Here is a 19,636-nt window from a genome sequence, read left to right as displayed (position 1 = left end):
ATTCGAGCAATGATCGGGAAATCGCATGTTGGCAGGCTGCCGGGCATCAGCGCGGCGTTTCAGTGCCGCAGCGCCGCAGCACCCCGTAGCACCCGCACACGCGCCTAGTGACCCACCCCGAAGGATGTGTCCCGTGACCTTCAAGGCTGAGTACATCTGGATCGACGGCACCGAGCCGACGGCCAAGCTCCGTTCCAAGACCAAGATCATCGCGGGTGAGCCCGCCGGTCTGGACGCGCTGCCGATCTGGGGCTTCGACGGGTCCTCCACGAACCAGGCCGAGGGCCACTCCTCGGACCGCGTGCTCAAGCCGGTCTTCTCCTGCCCCGACCCGATCCGCGGCGGCAACGACGTCCTCGTCCTCTGCGAGGTCCTCAACATCGACTTCACCCCGCACGAGTCCAACACCCGTGCCGCGCTGCGTGAGGTCGCCGAGAAGTTCGCCTCCCAGGAGCCGATCTTCGGCATCGAGCAGGAGTACACGTTCTTCCAGGACGGCACCCCGCTCGGCTTCCCCAAGGGCGGCTTCCCGGCCCCCCAGGGCGGCTACTACTGCGGTGTCGGCGCGGACGAGATCTTCGGCCGTGACATCGTCGAGGCCCACCTGGAGAACTGCCTGGAGGCCGGTCTGGCCATCTCCGGCATCAACGCCGAGGTCATGCCCGGTCAGTGGGAGTTCCAGGTCGGCCCGGTCTCCCCGCTGGAGGTCTCCGACCACCTGTGGGTGGCCCGCTGGCTGCTCTACCGCACCGCCGAGGACTTCGGCGTCTCCGCCACCCTCGACCCCAAGCCGGCCAAGGGCGACTGGAACGGCGCCGGTGCGCACACCAACTTCTCCACGAAGGCGATGCGCGAGGGCTACGACGCGATCATCACCGCGTGCGAGTCGCTCGGTGAGGGCTCCAAGCCGCTCGACCACGTCAAGAACTACGGCGCCGGCATCGACGACCGTCTGACCGGTCTGCACGAGACCGCCCCGTGGAACGAGTACTCCTACGGTGTCTCCAACCGTGGCGCCTCGGTCCGTATCCCGTGGCAGGTCGAGAAGGACGGCAAGGGCTACATCGAGGACCGCCGCCCGAACGCCAACGTCGACCCGTACGTCGTGACGCGTCTGCTCGTCGACACCTGCTGCTCCGCGCTGGAGAAGGCCGGCCAGGTCTGATCCACCGGCTTGTGCGGAGGGCGTCCACCGATTGGGGTGGGCGCCCTTTGGCGTTGTGTGGAAGCGGGGGTCTTCCGGTGCGCGGGCACGGGGCGCCGTCGGTGTTGTCAGTGGGGCGTGTCATGGTGGGGGCATGAAGATCGACGGGGGCGGCGTGGGCGCCGTGGACGGACTTGCCATCAAGGCCGAGACGGAGGACGGGCACAAGCACGTCCGGGTCTCGGCGGAGCGGCTGCGGGAGCTGGTGTGCCGGATCGGGGGTTACGCCGACCGGTTCCTGGTGGTGCAGCGCGTCCCGGACGTGCCGGATGTGTTCATCCAGGTCTGGCACGAGCGGGGCGACGACGGCACGGACGGGGAGTACCAACTGGAGTACCGGGAGGGCCGCGACCGGTTCTTCGGGACGGTGCTCACCGACCGGGAGCGGGTCGCCGAGGCCATGACGGGCTGGGCACGGCGGTCGGACGGCTGGGACGCGGACGTCGAGTGGACCCCCGTCGAGCACGACGCCCCCGAGGACGTGCCGGAACTCCCGGACGACATACGGGAAGAGGTCGAGGAGCGGGTACGGGAGCTGCTGCGCTGCGGTTACGACGACCGGGCCCGGCTCAGCGAGGCCGCCGAGGACTATCTGGTCGACGGCGAGGACCGTCCCGTCTCCTCCGCACAGGCCCGGCAGCTCGTGGACCGGCTGTGGGTGGAGCGCATCGCCGAGCAGGAGACCTGGGAGGGGACGACCGACCCCGAGCGGATCACCCGTGCCTTCGCGACGCTCCAGGCCGAGCACGGCATCACGGCCCGGGAGAACTTCACCTGCTGCCGCACCTGCGGTACGAGCGAGATAGGCGCCGAAGGGCCGGATGACGCGCGGGGGTTCGTGTTCTTCCACTCCCAGTGCACGGAGGGGGCCGCCGAGGGGTACGGGCTGATGCTGCTGTACGGGGGCTTCGACGGGTCGCCTCAGACGACGACGGCCGTCGGGCACCAGGTCGTGGCCGCGCTCGGCGCCGAGGGGTTGTCCACGGAGTGGGACGGCGATCCCACCACGGCGATCACCGTCACCCCGCTGGACTGGCGGAAACGGCTGGTCGGCTGAGGAAACCGCTGGTGGGGCGAGCCCCGGGCACGCGTGCGTCGGTGTCCGGGGGCGTCCGAGCCGTGAGAGGAGGGTCCTCTCCGAGGGGTGTGTCTGCTTCAATGGGGAGTATGGCCAGCATCCAGAACCGCCGCGCGACGGGTCGTCATGACCTGGAGCCGTTCTGGCCTTCCCGTCAGCACCATGACTTCGACCGGGTGTGTTGCCGCGCGATGAACGCGTCGGCCCTCTAAAGCCGTACACCCCGGCCTTCGGTCGGCGCGACAACGAGTACGTCCCTCGGGCGGACCGGCCATGGACCCGGTCGCCGAGGTTTTCTGCCGAACTCGTCGGACTTCTCGCGCGAAAGAGCTGACCTCTCATGGCGAACACCCGTACTTTTCCGACCGCCGCTCCTCTGACGGCCTCGCCCCGGCATCGGCTGCGTGCCGTGGGGCGGGAGGAGGTGGTGGATGTGGCGGACTTGCTGCCGCCGGGGGCCACTTGGCTGCCGGCGCCCCCGCACACGCTGCCGTCGCTGCCGGGGCAGCCGCCGATGGTGGGTTATCTGGTGCTCGTGCCGGCGGATCAGCAGCCGGCGTTCGGCGCCGGGAGGTTGGGTGCCCAGAGGGGTGCCACCGAAGGCGCCGAAGGGCCAGGCGCCGGGGAGCCGTTGGTGCGGATCGACTCCGTGCGGCGTACCGCCGAGGTCGATGGGCGGGCGCTCGATCTCACCTATCTGGAGTTCGAGCTCCTCGCCCATCTCGTCGCGCATCCCCATCGGGTGCACACCCGTGATCAGTTGGTCACCACTGTGTGGGGGTACGGGCATGTCGGGGACGGTCGTACGGTGGATGTCCATGTCGCCCGGCTTCGCCGGAAGTTGGGGGCCGAGTTCCGTCAGGCGATTCAGACGGTGCGGCGGGTGGGGTACAAGTACGCGCCGCCGGTGGGGCGTTGAGTGAGCTTGGCTGGGGCTGGGCGGGGCGGGGTCTCGCTTACCGGCGCTGACAGGGTGCCGCTCTCTTTGGGATGGGTGCCGCCCCTAGCGGCACGCCTGCCCGCAGCTACGACAACTGCCGGGTGGGCACCGCCCCAGCGGCACGACGGCCCGCAGCTACGACGACCGCCGGGTCAGCGCCGCCTCAGCGGCGCGATTGCCCGCAGCTGGGACGAACGCGGCGAAAGCATCCTTCCCGGGCGCGCCCGAAGGCCCCTGTCGCGTACGTACCGCACTCGATCGACAACTCCCCGTGTTTCATGGGGAGTTGAAACCAGTTTGTCCCGCGAATCTCTCACCAATTTCTGAGTCGGCTGAACACTCCTGTGACGACCTCCGTATGGGATGGAGCCGCTTCACTCCTGTCGGGCGCCTCGATGCCCCGCAAGGAAGTCAGAGGAGTTCCATGGGACGCAACACACGCAAACGACGTTCGCCGCTGGCCGTTCGGGCCGTTGCCGCATCCGCGGCGCTCGCGGTCGCGGGCGGCGGGCTGGTCTGGGCGAACTTCTACGCCTCAGCGGGCGAGTCGAAGTCCAACCAGAACAGCACGCTGGCCTCCGCGCAGGTGGCCACCATCGACTGCCCTGACGTCGGTCAGCAGCTGACGAATGTGCCCCAGCGGGCGCGCGCGGGCGTCGCCAAGGAGCTGGCACTGCTGGACCAGCAGGTCACCGACGCCTACAAGCGCCTCGCCGACACGCGCCAGGCGCAGGCGGGGGACGCCGGCTACGTCAACAACGCCATTCTGAGCCCGCTGAAGTCCAAGCGGGTGGCCACCCTCGACCGGATCGGCATCAACATCCGGAACGCGGGCGGTCAGGTTCCGTCGGGTCTTGAGCAGATGGCCACCTGCGAAGGCAAGGTGGACGAGGCGACGACCAACGCCGGTGGCGGCTTCGGCGGCCGCGGCAACGGTGGCAAGGGAAACAACGGCAACAACAACGGCCAGAACCAGGGCGACAACGGTCAGGACCAGGACCAGAACCAGGGCGACAACGGCCAGGATCAGGGTCAGGACAACGGTCAGGACCAGGGCCAGGACAACGGCCAGGGCGGTCAGGGCGGCAACGGTCCGGTCGCGGACGACTTCATCGACATCAACCAGGTGCAGCCGAACGGCGGCCCGCAGGGTGTGAACGGCAACGGCCTCGCCGCGAACGGTGACAGCGGTTCGACGGGTACCTTCACCACGAACTGCGGCACCAACGAGAACGAGCTCCGCAACTCGGACAACGTGATCGTCGCCCCCGGTGTCAGCAACGGTGCCCAGCACCAGCACGACTACGTCGGCAACCAGAGCAACAACGCCTTCGCGAGCGACCAGGACCTGGCGAACGCGCAGACCACCTGCCAGAACCAGGGCGACCGGTCCTCCTACTTCTGGCCGGTCATCCGTCTGCAGAACGGCCAGAACGACATCGACGCCAACGCCCCCGGTGGCGGTCAGGACGGCAACGTCGGCCAGATCGTCGAGCCGAGCCAGGCGGAGCTGAAGTTCGTCGGCAACAAGCAGAGCGAGGTCGTGGCGATGCCGCAGGCCCTGCGCATCATCACCGGTGACGCCAAGTCCTTCGTGAACGGTCTCGGCAACGCCAACACCAACTGGAGCTGCACCGGCTTCGAGGACCGTGTGGTCACGGACAAGTACCCGATCTGCCCGCAGGGCAGCTCCGTGGTCCGTACCTCGTTCTTCCAGAGCTGCTGGGACGGCCAGAACATCGACAGCGCCAACCACCGTACGCACGTCGACTTCGTCGAGGCGGACGGCAGCTGCTCCAACGGCTTCCAGGCCATCCCGCAGCTCCAGGTCCGTCTTGTCTACGACATCCCGGCCCCGTCGGTCCAGAACGGGCAGCTGCAGAACGCGTACGCGATCGACTCCTTCCCGGACCAGCTGCACAAGGCGATCACGGACCACAACGACTTCATCAACTTCTTCAACGAGGACACGATGAACCAGATGGTCCAGTGCATCAACAGCGGGCAGGACTGCCAGTAGTCCTGAACCAGTAGGAAGCCGACGGTGGGAATTCCCACCGCCGGCTTTCGCTTGTCCGGGAACCGGGCGGTCCGCGAACCGCCGGTCAGCTCTTGTGGCTGTTGTGGCTGCCGCCGGGGTTCATGTGTTCGGAGCCCTCCTGGAGTTCCCCGCCGAGGGAGCTCTGGAGGCCGGAGACCGTCTTCTCCTCGCCGACGGCGACCCACTTGCGGCCGACGAGGTAGTAGCCGCCGTAGTCCTTGGCGCCGGCGAGCCACTCGGCCTGGCCGCGGTCGGTGGCGAAGGTGGCGAGGACGAACTTGCCGTCGAAGTCGCCGTCCTTGTTGGTGCAGAGGGCCTGCCGGATCGTGTCGGTGTCCGTCTGTATGTCCGGCTTGCAGCCCGCCTCGCCGGCGATGGACTCCAGCGTGCCGGTCGCCGTCTTGGGGATCGCGTCGCCCTCGTCGGCCGAGCCCGAGCCGCAGCCGGTCAGCATCAGCAGGGCGGCGGCACCGGCCGCGCCCAGGGCGAGCCCGCGCACCGGGGGCCTCTTGTGCGTCATCTTCATCCGTCGTTCCTCCGGGTCCGTTCCGGCGACATGAACTCGCCAGCTCCGTGCGCACCGTTGAGCACAGCCGTCGCTGCGGTTAGCGTGCCGCATCTGTCGACACAGGGGGCACGCGGTCATGAACTCTCCGTCCATGGACTCTCCGTCGCGACGTTCGGTGCTGGGCTCGGCCGGCGCCATCGGCCTCGGGACCACCCTGGGACTGACGGTCCCGGTCCACGCCGCTGAGAGCCCCGGCCAGGGCCCTGCCCTCGATACGGCTCCCACGCGCTCAGCGCTCAATCGACTGCTCCCCGGCCACGCCGACCAGTTCCGGCTCCGCCTTGTCGACCGGCAGGGTACGACCGACCGTTTCCGCGTCACCGGGACCACCGGGCGCATCCAGGTGACGGGGACGACACCGGCGGTCCTGCTCACCGGGGTGCACTGGTACCTCAAGTACGTCTGCGGCGCCCATCTCTCCTGGAACGGCAGCCAGTCGAACCTCCCGCGCCGCCTTCCCGCGCCCGCCCGGCCCCTGGAGAGATCCACCTCCCTCCCCCCACCGCTTCGGATCTGCTGGCGGCGCACGGCTGCAACGAAGTGCTGGTCATCGCCGGGATGGAGGCGGTCTACCACCGGGTGCTGAAGGAGTTCGGCTACTCCGACGAGGAGTCCCGCGCCTGGCTCCCGGCCCCCTCGCACCAGCCGTGGTGGCTGCTGCAGAACCTCTCCGGCTACGGCGGCCCCCTCTCCCCCCGAGCTGATCGCCCGCCGGGCCGCGCTGGGCCGCAGGATCGCCGACCGGCTGCGGGAGCTGGGCATGGCCCCGGTCCTGCCCGGCTACTGCGGCCACGTCCCCAAGGAGTTCGTGGAGCGCAACGGCGGTGACGCCCATGTCGTCCCGCAGGGCGTCTGGCACGGCTTCGAGCGGCCCGACTGGCTGGACCCGCGCACGGAGGCGTTCGCGAAGGTGGCCGCCTCCTTCTACGGCCACCAGGAGGACGTCTTCGGCGAGGCGGCCCACTTCAAGATGGACCTGCTCTCCTCGACGCCATCGACCGTTCGAAGATGCTGATCGTCGACGGCGTCTCCGACCGCTACGCCTGCGTCACCGACCGCGAACGCGACTGGGGCGGCACCCCGTACTGCTTCGGCACGATCCCCAACTTCGGCGGCCGTACGACGATCGGCGCCAGGGCCCACCTGTGGAACGACGGTACGGCGGGCGCGACGACTCCGCGCGGCGGGCCTGGCGGGCGCTGCACGACACGGCGTACCAGCAGCGGGCCGTCGAGCGCAGCGATCCGCATGACTCGCTCTTCAGCGCCCGCCCGGACCTGGCCGCCGATCGCGCGGCCGAGTACGCGCCGAGGACCCTGACGTACGACCCCGGCCGCTTCGACGCGGCGCTGGCCGGGCTGCTCGGGGTGGCGAGCGGGCGGCGGGGCAGCGCCGCGTACCAGTACGACGTCGTCAGGCAGGGGCCTGCGGCCCTTCGATACCCGCGCGGTGCTCTCACTCCCCCAGACACCACTGGACGAAGGCCGCGATGCTCGGGTCCACCTGCCCCTGCTCGTCCGCCACGGCCGCCGTGCAGAAGAACCGGACCTCGCCGAATTCCAGGTCCATCGTCTCCACCAGGTTCCGCAAGCCCAGCCGCTCGCACAGCCACTCCCGGGTCGTGTCGCTGTCGTCGGGGCGGTCGGGCAGCAGGGCGGGCTGCCCGGCCAGCAGGTCCCTCTTGCTGACGGCGACGGCCAGCCGGGCCTTGTCGAGGCGGGTGCCCATCGTGCGTACGGTCTGCGTCGAGCGCGAGAACACATCCTCCGGGTCGACCGTCGACGCCAGGGTGCGGTCCACCTTGGGGCCCTCGGGGTCGAGGCGGGTCCAGAACGCGTCGACGGACATCGGGTCCAGGACGAAGAGGAAGGTGCGGGCCTCCTTGGCGTAGCGCAGCGCGTCCGTCTCCTCCCGGTTGAGGAACCGCTCGCCGGCCGTGTCGAAGACATGCACCAGCCGCTCGGCGCGGCCCCTGCCCAGCACGAACGAATGGGCGCGGGGCAGCCTCTTCTGGGTGGGGCGGGTGTGGCCCTGGATGTCCAGGACCTCGTTCAGCACCTGCTGGTTGGCGATCGACTCGGGGTCCGCGAGCCGGATCGGCTCTCCGCCGTTCTCCGCCGCGTTCTCCAGGGACTTCACCATCGCGGCCATCAGCTGTGTCTTGCCCGCGGCCCGGCCGCCGATCAGCGGCAGGATCAGCTCGGGCATGTGCCCGGCGTCCGGGTTCATCGAGTTGCCGCAGTGTTCGTGCACGCAGTAGCCGCTCAGCCGGGCGTCCCTGCCCATCAGCATCAGCAGGGTCGGTATCCGCTCACCGCACGCGCACCGGCGGCGGAAGAGACCGAAGGTGCCCGGACGGATGTCGGAGTGCCGACGTCGGCAGGTCGTGCGGGGGCAGTCGTACGCCGGATAGGGGACGCGTTCGAAGCAGCTCGGGCACATCATGCCCCGGGGCAGCCCGCGCAGGATCATCCCCGTACGGTCGGTGGCCCGCAGGGTGTACGCGGTCAGCCGGGCGCCGCCCATCAGCAGGGCGACGCCGAGCGCCTGCGCACCGAGGAGCAGGCCCAGCACCGGTACCGCGACGGCGGCCCCGGCGCCGAGGCCCAGATAGAGGGTCAGTCCGTACGGCACCGAGACGGATCGGTGCACGGAGGGCGCGGTGAACTGGCGTGCGGTCACCCGGCGGTAGGCGTCGCCGACCGTGCGGACGTACAGCCGCCGCCCCTGGGTGAGGAGTTGGCGCAGGTCCCGGGTGGCGGGGCCGAAGAAGTAGTTGCGGTGGGCCAGTTCGTCGGCGGGGCTGAACGCCGGGAGGGTCACGAACTCCGGGGTCCGCCGACGCAGTACGCCGTCGAGCAACTGGCAGTAGCGCCACACCAGTTCACTGACCAGGGCGGCTCCGCGCAGGGCGGCGATCGCCGGGGCGAAGAACAGATAGATCGAGAGCAGGGCCAGGAAGGCCAGGGGGACGAGGATGAAGAGCAGGATTTCGTCCATCGGGAGGTCACCCCTCGTCCGGTCGGGGGCTGTCGGGGGACGGGGACCGCCGTCGGCCGCGTTTGCGGCTCCACTTCTTCATACGGCCGAGGCGGGCTTCGGCGTACCCCTCGTAGGCCTTGGCGAGCCCCGCGTCGTAGGGGCGGAGCGCGCGGGCCAGGCGTTCCAGGTCCTCGGCCCGCCAGTGTTGGGCGGTGTGCAGACGCAGCACCTGGACGATCTCCTGGTGTGTCTGGGGCAGTGGGACCCGTTCGTCGTTGATCGCGATCACCCCGGTGACATGGCTGAGCAGCACGTCGTCGACCCGGTCCGCGGTCATCGCGGCCTGGTGCACGGCGCGCAGATAGCGGTCGGCGAGGGAGAAGCCGAACTCCCCGATCTCCGTGCGCAGCCGGGCCGGGTCGGCGGGCAGCCGGAGCATGGCGGGGAGCAGCCGGTGGCGCTTCAGCGCGCGGGGTGCCGCCCAGGCGCCGATCTGCGGGATGCGGAACTCGCGGGCGAGCGCGGTGGCTTCGGCGGCCTCGCGCAGGGCCGCGTCCAGGCCGAGCGTGGTCCGCACACACTCCTGGGTGACCGGCCGCAGCCAGGCGTAGCGGCCGGGCGGGGTGAGCGTGTCGCACAGCACCAGCAGGGCCCGTAGGCCCGGCTCGTCCGGGACCTCCTGTTTCACCGCGCGGTCGAACCACTCCCCGACCGCCTCGTCCACCGGCCGGTCCGACGGCAGCCGACGGGCGATCTCCGTCGCCTCCTCGTACGTCCAGGCCGGGGACGGCTGCCGCCACAGCCCCCGCAACAGCTCCGCGTCCGGCGATGCCTGGCCGCGCACGTCCAGGATGCGGAACAGCAGGTCGACCGTGCGGGCGGGCTCCCGCTCGGCCTGCGCACGCCAGTAGTGCTCCAGGAGCCGGGGCCGCTCGTCGAGGTCCCGCTCGTTCAGCAACTGGGCCGGGAACTGGGCGAACAGCTGCTCCTGGCCGCCCCGCTCGTCCAGCACCTCGTGCACCGCCGTCGCCAGGGAGGCCCTGAACTCCGGGAGGGTGTGGACGAGGCGGGCCACCTCCTCGCGCAGACCGGGGCCCGCGTCGGAGGAGCCGAGCAGGGTGCGGGCCAGGTCCAGGCTCTGGGCCGCGAGCAGCTCCGGCGGCGGGACGAGCCGGGCGCCCACCGCCCACAGCAGCAGCCGTACCCGCTGACGGCTGGTGGTGGCCTCCCCGAGCATCCGCTGCCACAGGGCGGTGGCCCGCTCCCTTTCGGCGGGGTGGGTGATCGGCACCGGGCCCGGGGCGTTCTCCGCGCCCGTCACATAGGCGCGGATGCGGGACTGGTGGAGCTTGCCCTCCAGTTCCTGGTGCAGTGCCGTGTCGCCGCCCGCCTCGGCGGCCGCGCTCAGCGCCGCGAGCTGATCGTCGTCCAGGCCCCGGTGCTCCCGGTGGAGGTCCGCCGCGACCGCCGCCCGGCGCGGCCCGAGATGACCGGCGCCGGGCAGCCAGTCGATCACCGCGCGGACGTCCGCGTCGGTCAGCGCCGTGCCGCCGGCCGCCGCTGCCGCCGCCACCGGGGCGTGCCAGTCGCCCAGCGCCCGTTCCTGGCCGTGCGTGTACTCGGCCGTCCACGACCACACCGAGCGGATCGACCCGACCCCGATACGGGTCAGCAGCCGTACCAGATGGTGGGTGGGGACCACCTCGGGGAAGCGGCCCGCCGAGAAGTCGAAGACGGTGTACGACTCCTCGTCGTCGGGGCCGAAGTCGGGGTGTGCCCCGGGCACCGTACCGATCAGATGCAGCCGGCTGCGGGTGGGCCGGAACAGGTAGGTGGCGAAGGAGAGAGTGCGGGCCAGCGGGGGCGGCAGGAGATAGGAGACGGTCGCGAACCAGTGGGCGATCCGGTCCGTCGTGTCGTCGATCACCACCACCGAGCCGTCCTCCGCGAGCGCCGCGAACACCGCCGCCAGCAGCGCGGGCAGCTGCTCGGCGTGCGGGTGCGCACGCAGGAACTCACGCGCCGAGCGGGGCGAGAGCGGGCCGCGGGGCAGGGGTGCGGGAAGCTCCGGGATCTCGGTCGTGTCGGCGACTCGCGCGGTCCACACCGGGGAGTCCCACAGCTCGATCGCGAGCAGGCCGCCGCTGTCCGGCGTGAACTCGCCCTCGGTGTACAGGGCGTGGGCGAAGTAGTTCCCGAAGCGGCGCGCGGAGTCCCGGCCGACGTACCGCACGCACAGTGTGGTGGCGCCGCCCGGCCGGCCCGGGGCGTGGCAGAGGTTCACCGGGCAGCGGGCGAGCAGCTCGGGGGCGTCCGACTCGACCAGGGAGCGCGGCGGTTCGTACCCGGCGAGGCTCTCCACCCGGTGCCGGGTCTCGGCCGAGACCTGCTCGCTCACCGCGTTGAACTGGAAGCCGGAGGAACCGCTGAGGCCGAGGTCGCAGGACGTGTAGTAGAGCTGCTGGAAACTTTTCATCCCAGGCCCCTCACTCCCAGGGTCCTCACTCCCAGGCCCCGCTTTTCCAGGCCCCTCATCCGCGGCCCGTCTTCGGTACGGAACCGAACTCGCTCAGCAGCCACAGCAATGGATCGGCGACCCGGTAGGGCTGGATGCCGGTGTCGGCGACCCGGGCCTCGGAGGTGGCGCTGCGGCCGAGCGCGGAGACACCGAAGTAGCGGTAGCGGGCGAAGGTGTTCTCCAGGGACTGGTCGATGGGCACGCCGTCCCACTCCTTGAGCAGTTGGCGCACCTCCTCGTGGACGCTGAGGCTGTCGCCGACGTCGAAGCGACCGCGTGCGGGGGCGTGCGAGCGGAGCGGGCTGCCGTTCTCCATCAGATGCCAGAAGGCGTCCATCTTGGAGAAGACCACCGCGATCGGGGTGTCGATCTTCGCCGCCTTGCCGCCGCGCGCGGCCAGCAGCATGCCGCTCACCCGGCTCAGTACGTTGATCGGCGGGTCGATGCCGTCCGCGTTGGGCAGCGCGGTGCCGGGTGCCGCGTTGTCCCGGGCGCCGGGCATCTGCAGCGGGTCCAGCAGCAGGATGATGCCGTCCGCGTTGGTCAGATAGCGGGTGTTGAGCTCCACGCTCTCCCGGCTGTTGAAGTCCTCGCCGGCCGTGTCGAAGAACGACAGCACACTGTGCTGCGGCCGCTCCCCGAACAGCGTCCTGCGGCGCAGCCCGAACCTGAACACCAGCGGTTCGACCCGGTTGGCGTTGGTCGTCGCGGTCTGGGTGGGCGGGAACATCTGCCGGTCGCGGTAGAGCCGGTCCTCGTACTCCGAGCTGTAGCGGCGCATGGTGGTGTCGTCCAGGCCCATCAGCGAGGCGCCGTAGGCCTCGCCGACCTGGTTGCGCATCTCGTGCAGCAGGACGGTCATGTAGATCGTCTTGCCGGAGGAGCGGGCGCCCACCATCGCGATCAGCCGGTTCTCCACCATCCCGAACTGCACCGGCAGTTCGACGTGGCAGACCGGGCAGATGCGGTAGGTCGTCTCGCCGTCGCAGTCCGGGCAGACCGCCGTCGACTTGCGGCCGTCGGCGGCGAAGTCCGGGCCCACGTCATGGCTGGGGCGTCTGCCGAAGCGTTCGTCGAGGACCGGGTCGCGGCGGCGCTCGCACTGCTTGCGGGTGCGGCTGAGCCGGCTGTTGCAGCGGAACCGGATCTCCCGCGCGGCGAAGGTCTCGTAGCAGTAGGGGCAGGTGAGTCTTCTGGCCATTCAGGTCACTCGCAGCCGGTGCAGCGCCGTGGGGCGGATGTCGATGGCACGTTCTGTGTCGGAGTCGGGGCCGGAGTCGGGGGCGTCCACCGGGAAGCAGACGAGCCAGGAGGGGCCCTTGGTGCTGGGGAGGGGGAACTCGACGGTGAGGGGGGTGCCGGCGGGGAGTCGCTGGGCGGGGACCTCGTGGAGGACGGTGCCGTCGGCGGTGCTGGTGGGGCGGTAGCGGCCGAGGCCGTGGACGATCCGGAGGGCGGGGAGGTCGCAGCCGGTCCTCGCGGTGAAGGTGACCGTCGCGACGCGGGTGCCGGTGAGACGGCGGCGCAAGGTGGGTTCGTACTCGACGATGGGGGGTTCGGCCGGGATGCGCAGGGTGGCGGCGCCCTCGGTGTCGACGGTGCCGTTGCGGCCCTGGTCGGGGACCAGGGCCTCGACGGTGAGGGTGATCGCGCCTCGGCCCAGGGGGAGGTTCAGGCCGCCGTCGTGTTCGTACACCCTCCGCTGACAGCGGATGTCGCCGTTGCGGGGGGTGTCGCCGGCGGTCGCGGTGGTGTCCTCGCGGCGCCAGCGGACTCGGGCGGTCAGGGCGGAGTCGGGCCAGGCCCAGAGGAGGAGGAGGTGGTCGTCTCGGCGGATGTATTGGAGTTGGGTCACCGGGATGGAGTGGAGGGTGGGGGGTGAATCCGGGTGGGGGTGTGTTGTGGGTTGGGGGTGGGAGTGGGGATCTGGGTTGGGGTGGGGGTCTGGTTCGGGTTGGGATTCGGGTTCTGGTTTGGGGGTGGGGATGAGGGGTGGGGTGGTTTCGGGAGGGGGTTCGGTGCGGGGCTGTGGGGGTTGTTCGCGCCCACGCGGCGGAGCCGCAAATGTCTCAGCCCCGCGCCCCTTTGGGGTGGTTGCGGTGGGTTGTTCGGTGCGGGAGCGTGGGGGTTGCTCGCGCCGTTCCCCGCGCCCCTTTGGGGCGCTTCCCTCCTCCAAAGTTGGTCTTGGTTCGGGGTCCTCCAGGGGTGGGGGGAAGTGGGTGCTCGTCGGCGCTGGGCCCGTGGCTATGCGGAGTAGGCCGAAGTCCTCCAGGAGTAGGAGGCCGTTTACCACTGCCAGTTCGGGGGTGGTGCAGCGGACCGTCAGGCCCTGGGCCTCGGGGAGGGCTTCGATGGCCGTGTGGTGGGCGGGGGTTGTGTACAGGTCGCCGGAGAGGAGTACGGCGTCCGGGGGTGTGTCCGTCAGGGTTCGGGCCACCGCTGCGAGGGCGTGGTCGTGGGCCAGTTGTTCCGTGTGCGTGGTGACGATCCGTACCGTCAAGTCCGGGGTGATGGCCAGGACCGTCAGGTCCACCGTCGTCCCGGTCTGGTCGACCACCAGGACCGTGCGGTGTACGCCTTCGTCGATGGCGCCGTAGTGCAGGGCCACCGCTACCGGTTCCGGGACGATGCGGTTGACGTGGAGGCCGGCGTCCTCGGCGGCGCGGCGGAGGCGGGCATCGGCCTCGCGGTCGGCGGACGCGGGCAGGCCGAGCACCGCCTCCTCAGCGGTGGTTCCGGCCAGGAGCGTGGTCAGGGCGGTGGCGGGGTCGGTCACTCCGTCCGTTTCGGCCAGGTCCACCGTCGTCACGGTCGGGCGGCCTTCCGGGTCGAGTCGGCCGACGCGGGCGACGCGGTGGCCGATGGCGATACCGAGCATGTGTTCAGCCGTTCCCTTCCTCGGGCCTGCCGTTCCCGTCCTCTGGCTGGGGGTTTGCGTCCTCGGGCCTGACCCACGGTGTGCCGTCGGTGGTGATGCCGAGCCGGATTCTGCTGCCGGGGGGCGGGCGGTGGGCCAGGAAGTGGGTGACCACGGCCGCTCGCAGGCGCTCCAGTTCGTTGCGGATCTGGCGGCCGCCGTACGCCTGGTGCTCCGGGTCGCTCATGCGCTCGGTGATCCAGGGGTGCAGGGTGGCCGTGTCGGGGATCAGCTCGGTCTGGTGGCGTTCGCGGACGGACTCGGTGAGCTGGCCCAGCAGCCGGTCGGCGATCTTCACGATGTGCGCGCGGCGCAGCATGTCGAAGACGACCACGCCCGGCTTGAGGCGACCGTAGATCTCCGGTCGGCCGATCGCCCGGAACTTCTCCTCCACGGCCCGGGTGAAGTGTGCCTCCAGGGCGGTGTACGGCAGTTCGTCGTCGCCGTCGGACAGCAGCCCCTGGACGGCCTCCGCGCCCGTGTTGGAGGTGAAGATGATCAGGCACTGGGAGAAGTACGCGGTCTGGCCCCGGCCGTCGGTGAGGCGGCCGTCCTCCAGGATCTGGAGGAACTTGTCCAGTACCCGTGGGTGCGCCTTCTCGATCTCGTCGAAGAGCAGGACGCTGAACGGCCGTTCCTGGACCCTGCGGGTCAGCTCGCCGCCCTGTTCGTGGCCGATGTAGCCGGGGGGTGCGCCCGCGAGCCGCTCGGCCGCGTGTTCCTGCTGGTACTCGCTCATGTCGAAGCGGGCGTAGGCGCTCTGGTCGCCGAACATCAACTCGGCGACCGCCTTGGCGAGTTCGGTCTTGCCGACGCCCGTCGGGCCGACAAAGAAGAACGCGCCCCGGGGGCGGGCGGTGCCGGAGCCACCGAAGTCGACGCCCACGAAGGCCGCTTGGAGCGCGGCGGCCACCGCGTCGACGGCCTTGGACTGGCCGACCACCCGGGTGCCCAGGACGTGGGCCGCGCGGGCGACGGTCTCCCGGTCCAGCTGGGTCCACGGGTCGATGCTCACATTGAGCCGGTGCAGTTCCAGGAGTTTGTCCGGTTTCTGCAGGGGTGCGTCGCGCAGCCATGAGGTTCGGGCCAGCGCGTCGATGTCCCAGCCGGACATGCCGTCGGTCGCGCCGACCAGGGTCTCGATGTCGTGGCGTGTGGCGTTCGGGGCGCCGTTGAAGTCGCCGCGCAGCCAGGTCAGCCACAGGCGGCGCTCGCTCGGGTCCGGTGGGCCGATGTGCAGGGCGGCGATCCGGGGGTCCTCCAGGTGGAACCAGCCGGGCAGCCGGCCGATGTCGCCCACGGCGCACAGCACGGCGTTGCGGGCGTGCGGGCGGCGGCCCGCCCGGGCCTGGTGGGGGGTCACGGCGTCCGTCATCGCGGCGCGCAGCCGGAGGTAGCCGGCGTTCGATTCCGGCTGGCCGGGCGGGAGCTGGTGGTCGATGTCCTGGAAGACGAAGGCCGTGGCCGCGTCGGGGGACGCGGCGAGCCGGTGGACGGTGGCGACCACGTCGTCGAAGGCGCGCGGGGGCCCGCCCGACCGAGGGGAGAGCAGGCTGGAGCGGTCCCGCTCGCGTTCGGCGCCGCGCCGGGCGCGCGCATCGGGCTGCCGCCGGGCGTCGGTGGGTACGCCGTGGTCGTCCCCGAGTGTGCCCCGACCGTCGGCGGATGCGCCCCGACCGCCAGGGACGGCGCCTCGGCCGTCCTCGGGTGCACCCCGGCCATCCAGGGATGTGCCCCGACCGTCGGCGAACGCCCCCCGGCCATCGGAAACGGTCCCCCGGCCACCGGGCACGACGCCCCGGCCGTCGCCGGGGCCGCCCCGCCCGCCGTTCCTGTCGGCCCTCCGCGGCCGGTTCGCCTCCAGTTGGGCGAAGCGCTCCGCGTGGCCCGGCAGGGGGAAGGTGAGTCCGGCCACCGGGTCCCACCAGCCCACCACATCGGCGCCGCGCGCTTCCAGCACCCCGGCGACCAGTTCCTGGAAGGAGGCGGGCCGGTCCTCGAACCACCAGCGGTCCCGGATCTGCCCGTTCATGATCACCTGTCGGCCGCGCCGCAGCTCCCAGCCGAGGGACACCGTCCACAGGGGCATCATGCCGTCGGCGGTGACGGGCCCGGTGCCGTCCTCGCTCTCACCGCTCCCACGTTTGGTGAAGTCGATCGTGCTCACGGTGCCGTCCACGTCCAGGAGGTGGTGCGGGGCAGGGGTTCGGCCCGGCGGCCCGGCGGCTTTCCGTCCCAGGTGATCTCACCGGGTACGAAGCCGTCGTCGCCGCCCAGCGCCTCGTGCACCCGCTCCAGCAGCGCCTCGGTGGTGTCGCACACCGCCTCGTCCCGGTCGGCGTACAGCGTCACATCGGGCTCGCCCTCCACGTGGTAGACGAGTACGGGTGTGCCGTCGTCCTCGGTGGTGACCGTGGTCTCGTACGTCGCCCCGGTCGGCCGGGTGAAGTGCAGCCGGAAGCCGCCGCCCTCGTCCTCGCCGCCCTCGAAGGCGAACCCCTCGCCGGTCATGGCGTCGCGGAGCGCCTCCACCAGGTCCCGGCGCCGCTGATAGGCCAGCTCCAGTTCGTCCAACCGGCCCTCGGCGTCGGGGAGTCGGCGTTCCAGTTCGGCGATCGCCTCCAGGGCCTCGGTCGCCGAGCGTGCGGTGAGCGCCTCGGTGACGGTGCGCAGGGCGTCCCCGATCTCGTCGGCGAGGCCCGGGTCGCCGAGATCGGCGGCGGTGTCCACCACGCCCTCGGCGGCCGGGCGTACGACGTCGAGGCGCTCGGCGGCCTCCGCGAGGGCGGACTCCAGGGCGGCCCTGGCCTCCTCGGCGCGCTCGCGCTCCGCCGCCTCCCGGGCTTCGGCCGCCTCGGCGCGTTCGCGTTCCGCCGTCTCGCGCCGCTGTTCCGCGAGGGCCTGGCGCTCGGCGGTCTCCCGCACCTGCGTGACCGTCGCCGTATGCCGGGCGAGGGCGTGTTCGACCGTGCCGAGCAGGGCTTCGAAGCGGACCCGCTGGTCCGGGCCGGTGGCGGCGCGCAGTCGGTCCAGCAGTTCGGTGCAGTGCCGATGGCCGTCCGCGTCGAGGGCGGCGCCGTCCGGGCCGGTGGCGGCCAGTCGGTGTTCCAGGGCGGCCAGGGCTCCGGCGCGGTCATCCGTACGGTTGCCGGCCGTCTGCGCTTCCAGGCTCACGACCCGGCCGCGCAGTTCCTCCACGGCGTCGCCGAGTCGCTCCCCACGGGCGGCCCGCTCGCGCAGTTCGGCCAACCGCCGCTCCAGGGAACCGGTGTCGGCGCGGGCCCCGGAGCGCTGGGCCTCGGCGATCAGCTCGCGCACCTCGTCGAGGCCGCGTTCGTCGGCCCGGCTCTGCTCGGCCCTCGCCCGGTCCAGCCGGGCGTCGCGCTCGGCCGCCCGACGGGCCGCCAACTCGGCTTCCTTGCGGGCGATTTCGGCCCGGCGCCGCTCGGTCTCGGCGCGGGCGCGTTCCCTGCGGGCGGCGGCCTCCTGGGCCAGCCGTGCCCGCTCGGCGGCCCTTCGGCGCTCCCTGGCCCGGCGTTCCTCGGCACGGCGTCGGCGCTCGGCCGCCTCCCGCTGGGCGTACTGGGCGCCGACCCGGACGCTGCTGTACTTCGGTGATCCGCTCATCGTTCCCTCCGTGCCTCGGTGTGCAGCACGAACCCCCGCGCCGCGAGCCGCTCCTCAAGGTTTTCCCGGAACCCGGGGGTCGGTGGCACCCCGGCCCAGGACAGCGATCCGTCGGCCTCCACCGACAGTTCGATCCCGGCGGTCGTATCCGGCTCGGCCAGGACCCGCGTATAGCGGTCGGTGAGCGGGATGAGCCGCTGGTTGTCCGAGCCGCGCCAGCGCAGACTGCCGTGCCGTGCCGCCCGGTAGGGCCCGTCGACCAGCAGGTCCAGCCGCCGCAGCAGGGCGAGCCGGTCCGGACCGCCGCGGCGCAGTGCCTCGTGGCGGAAGCCGGAGTACGCCATCGCGCCGAAGTCCGGGCGCCGCTCCCGTACCGCGTCGAGGAGTTCGGCGAGTGCTCCGGCCTGGCTGAACGGCTCGCCGCCGGAGAAGGTGACGCCCTCGATGCCGTCCAACCGGCAGAGCCATTCGGTGAGTTCGGCGACCGATCGGCTGGTGCCGCCCTCGAAGGGCAGGGTCTCCGCGGCCACACAGCCCCGGCAGCGCAGCGGGCAGCCCTGTACCCAGATGACCGCGCGGCTGCCGGGTCCGAGGACCGTGCAGTGGTCCAGAGTCCGGGCGACGGACAGGAGGGTTTCGCCCCGGTGGGGGTCCCTCCCGTCCGGGCGGGGCCGGGAGTGCGGCTGGATGTTGGGCCCGGTCGTCGTCATGCCGCCTCCCTGGGATCGCCGGGGTAGCTGTCGGTGCCCCGCTCGGCCTGGTCGCACCAGGGGCACCACGGTCGTTCCACGGTGTGGATGTGGCGGGCGTTCACCGCGCACCGCCTCAGTCGGCCGGGGGCCTTCTCGGCGGCGAGGGCCGCTGCCCACTTGACCGCCGTGGGGCGTGGACGCGTGCGCGCGAACGCCGACCTGAACAGTTCCGTGAGTCGTCTCGGCAGCAGATCGGCGGGCGGCACGGAGCGCGGCAGCAGCACCGACGTACGGTCGACGACGCGGCAGCGGCCGTGCAGCACGTTGTCGTCGTACGAGAGATAGTGGCCGCCGTCGGTGGGGTGGCCGGCGAAGGGGTGCAGTCCGGCGACGAGGAGTTGGTGGATCAGGACGGCGAGGGCGAAGTCGTCGGAGGCGGTGTCGGGTGGGGTGCCGGCGGGGGCGCCGATCCGTTCGGGGGCGGTGTAGCCGGGGGTGCGCATCCGGCCCGGGAAGACCTCGCGGCCGTCCGTGAACTGCCAGGAGTCGATGTCCGCCATACCGATCCGGCCGGTGTCGTCGACCCAGAGGTTGTCGGGCTTGAGATCGCCCACCACATAGCCCTCGGTGTGCAGTTCGCCCAGCAGCCGGGCGAGGGCGAGGGCGGCGTGGAGGGCGGTCGCCCAGGTCGCCCGGGGCAGGAGGGTGCGGCGGGCGGAGGTGGTGAGGAGGTGGCTGAACGGCTGGTAGGCGTGGCGCATGTCGGTCATCACATAGCCGTCGACGCGGTCCGGGTCGTCGCCGTCGGCCGTGCGGATCGAGACCAGCGGCCAGGCCAGCCGGACGGGTGTGCCGGAGAGCAGGCCCACGGTGCGGGGTTCACGGCGCTGGCGCACCAGCCGGGCCACGCGGCGCCGGTAGGCCTCGGGGTCGGGTGGGTCGGGGACGAGTTTCGCGACGAGCGGGCGGGCGTCGTCGACGCCGTACACGAACCCTTCCGAGCCGCTGCCGATCTGCTCGGTGAGCCGCCATGTGTGTCCGCTGCCGGACACCACCGTCAGTCCCATGG

General features: G+C 71.5%; 13 protein-coding genes and 1 pseudogene. 5 read left to right on the top strand and 9 right to left on the bottom strand.

All coding sequences use genetic code 11. The annotated features are described in order from the left end of the window. Positions 1-133 precede the first annotated feature (133 nt). From glnII to ACWD4G_RS19170, 4 genes are all read left to right on the top strand, one after another. Entirely contained in the window at positions 134-1,165 is a 1,032-nt protein-coding gene (gene glnII / locus ACWD4G_RS19185; RefSeq protein ID WP_451294825.1) for a glutamine synthetase, read from the top strand. Between the two features lie 133 nt (positions 1,166-1,298). Next, positions 1,299-2,261 (top strand): DUF6891 domain-containing protein, encoded by a 963-nt coding sequence (locus ACWD4G_RS19180; protein WP_451294823.1) that lies wholly within the window; start codon positions 1,299-1,301, stop codon positions 2,259-2,261. 361 nt (positions 2,262-2,622) lie between these two features. Further along, the gene (locus ACWD4G_RS19175; protein ID WP_451294821.1) at positions 2,623-3,201 is read left to right on the top strand and encodes a winged helix-turn-helix domain-containing protein; all 579 of its coding nucleotides are present in this window, start codon (positions 2,623-2,625) and stop codon (positions 3,199-3,201) included. Between the two features lie 445 nt (positions 3,202-3,646). Continuing rightward, positions 3,647-5,242 carry a DUF1996 domain-containing protein gene (locus tag ACWD4G_RS19170; protein WP_451294819.1) on the top strand — a complete coding sequence of 532 codons (1,596 nt, stop codon included), beginning with the start codon at positions 3,647-3,649 and terminating at the stop codon, positions 5,240-5,242. Positions 5,243-5,327: 85 nt separating this feature from the next. On the opposite strand, the gene ACWD4G_RS19165 is transcribed toward ACWD4G_RS19170, so the two are convergent. Next, positions 5,328-5,789 (bottom strand): hypothetical protein, encoded by a 462-nt coding sequence (locus ACWD4G_RS19165; protein ID WP_451294817.1) that lies wholly within the window; start codon positions 5,787-5,789, stop codon positions 5,328-5,330. A 133-nt stretch (positions 5,790-5,922) separates the two neighbouring features. Here ACWD4G_RS19165 and ACWD4G_RS19160 point away from each other — a divergent pair. After that, positions 5,923-7,273: pseudogene (locus ACWD4G_RS19160) on the top strand (alpha-N-acetylglucosaminidase TIM-barrel domain-containing protein); the annotation flags it as partial. Between the two features lie 13 nt (positions 7,274-7,286). Here ACWD4G_RS19160 and ACWD4G_RS19155 read toward each other — a convergent pair. The 8 genes from ACWD4G_RS19155 to ACWD4G_RS19120 are packed head-to-tail and all read right to left on the bottom strand — an operon-like array spanning position 7,287 to position 19,634. Then, complete coding sequence (locus ACWD4G_RS19155) at positions 7,287-8,831, bottom strand: TRAFAC clade GTPase domain-containing protein (protein ID WP_451294815.1); 1,545 nt, start codon at positions 8,829-8,831, stop codon at positions 7,287-7,289. Positions 8,832-8,838: 7 nt separating this feature from the next. Then, positions 8,839-11,289, bottom strand: coding sequence for a GTPase-associated protein 1-related protein (locus ACWD4G_RS19150; RefSeq protein WP_451294813.1), 2,451 nt, complete (start codon positions 11,287-11,289; stop codon positions 8,839-8,841). Positions 11,290-11,344: 55 nt separating this feature from the next. Beyond that, complete coding sequence (locus ACWD4G_RS19145) at positions 11,345-12,532, bottom strand: TRAFAC clade GTPase domain-containing protein (protein WP_451294812.1); 1,188 nt, start codon at positions 12,530-12,532, stop codon at positions 11,345-11,347. Further along, positions 12,533-14,209: an Hsp70 family protein gene (locus ACWD4G_RS19140; RefSeq protein WP_451294810.1), complete on the bottom strand. Its 1,677-nt coding sequence runs from the start codon at positions 14,207-14,209 to the stop codon at positions 12,533-12,535. It lies immediately after the preceding gene. A gap of 4 nt (positions 14,210-14,213) precedes the next feature. Next, positions 14,214-16,415, bottom strand: coding sequence for an AAA family ATPase (locus ACWD4G_RS19135; protein ID WP_451294808.1), 2,202 nt, complete (start codon positions 16,413-16,415; stop codon positions 14,214-14,216). Further along, positions 16,412-17,875: a hypothetical protein gene (locus ACWD4G_RS19130; protein WP_451294806.1), complete on the bottom strand. Its 1,464-nt coding sequence runs from the start codon at positions 17,873-17,875 to the stop codon at positions 16,412-16,414. Before ACWD4G_RS19130 ends, ACWD4G_RS19135 begins: the two co-directional genes overlap by 4 nt. Continuing rightward, the gene (locus tag ACWD4G_RS19125; RefSeq protein ID WP_451294804.1) at positions 17,872-18,585 is read right to left on the bottom strand and encodes a 4Fe-4S single cluster domain-containing protein; all 714 of its coding nucleotides are present in this window, start codon (positions 18,583-18,585) and stop codon (positions 17,872-17,874) included. The genes ACWD4G_RS19130 and ACWD4G_RS19125 overlap by 4 nt, the downstream gene beginning before the upstream one ends. Continuing rightward, entirely contained in the window at positions 18,582-19,634 is a 1,053-nt protein-coding gene (locus ACWD4G_RS19120; protein ID WP_451294802.1) for a protein kinase domain-containing protein, read from the bottom strand. Before ACWD4G_RS19120 ends, ACWD4G_RS19125 begins: the two co-directional genes overlap by 4 nt. Between the last annotated feature and the right edge of the window lie 2 nt (positions 19,635-19,636).

The sequence above is a fragment of the Streptomyces sp. NPDC002643 genome (genome assembly GCF_053592555.1).
The sequence above is the reverse complement of the archived record's forward strand: the minus strand, read 5'-3'. Positions and strand labels throughout refer to the sequence as shown.

Coding starts and splice junctions, on each gene's coding strand:
- ACWD4G_RS19180 (WP_451294823.1), top strand. CDS start 1,299: ATGAAGATCGACGGGGGCGGCGTGGGCGCCGTGGACGGACTTGCCATC.
- ACWD4G_RS19175 (WP_451294821.1), top strand. CDS start 2,623: ATGGCGAACACCCGTACTTTTCCGACCGCCGCTCCTCTGACGGCCTCG.
- ACWD4G_RS19170 (WP_451294819.1), top strand. CDS start 3,647: ATGGGACGCAACACACGCAAACGACGTTCGCCGCTGGCCGTTCGGGCC.
- ACWD4G_RS19165 (WP_451294817.1), bottom strand. CDS start 5,789: ATGAAGATGACGCACAAGAGGCCCCCGGTGCGCGGGCTCGCCCTGGGC.
- ACWD4G_RS19155 (WP_451294815.1), bottom strand. CDS start 8,831: ATGGACGAAATCCTGCTCTTCATCCTCGTCCCCCTGGCCTTCCTGGCC.
- ACWD4G_RS19150 (WP_451294813.1), bottom strand. CDS start 11,289: ATGAAAAGTTTCCAGCAGCTCTACTACACGTCCTGCGACCTCGGCCTC.
- ACWD4G_RS19145 (WP_451294812.1), bottom strand. CDS start 12,532: ATGGCCAGAAGACTCACCTGCCCCTACTGCTACGAGACCTTCGCCGCG.
- ACWD4G_RS19140 (WP_451294810.1), bottom strand. CDS start 14,209: ATGCTCGGTATCGCCATCGGCCACCGCGTCGCCCGCGTCGGCCGACTC.
- ACWD4G_RS19130 (WP_451294806.1), bottom strand. CDS start 17,875: ATGAGCGGATCACCGAAGTACAGCAGCGTCCGGGTCGGCGCCCAGTAC.
- ACWD4G_RS19125 (WP_451294804.1), bottom strand. CDS start 18,585: ATGACGACGACCGGGCCCAACATCCAGCCGCACTCCCGGCCCCGCCCG.
- ACWD4G_RS19120 (WP_451294802.1), bottom strand. CDS start 19,634: ATGGGACTGACGGTGGTGTCCGGCAGCGGACACACATGGCGGCTCACC.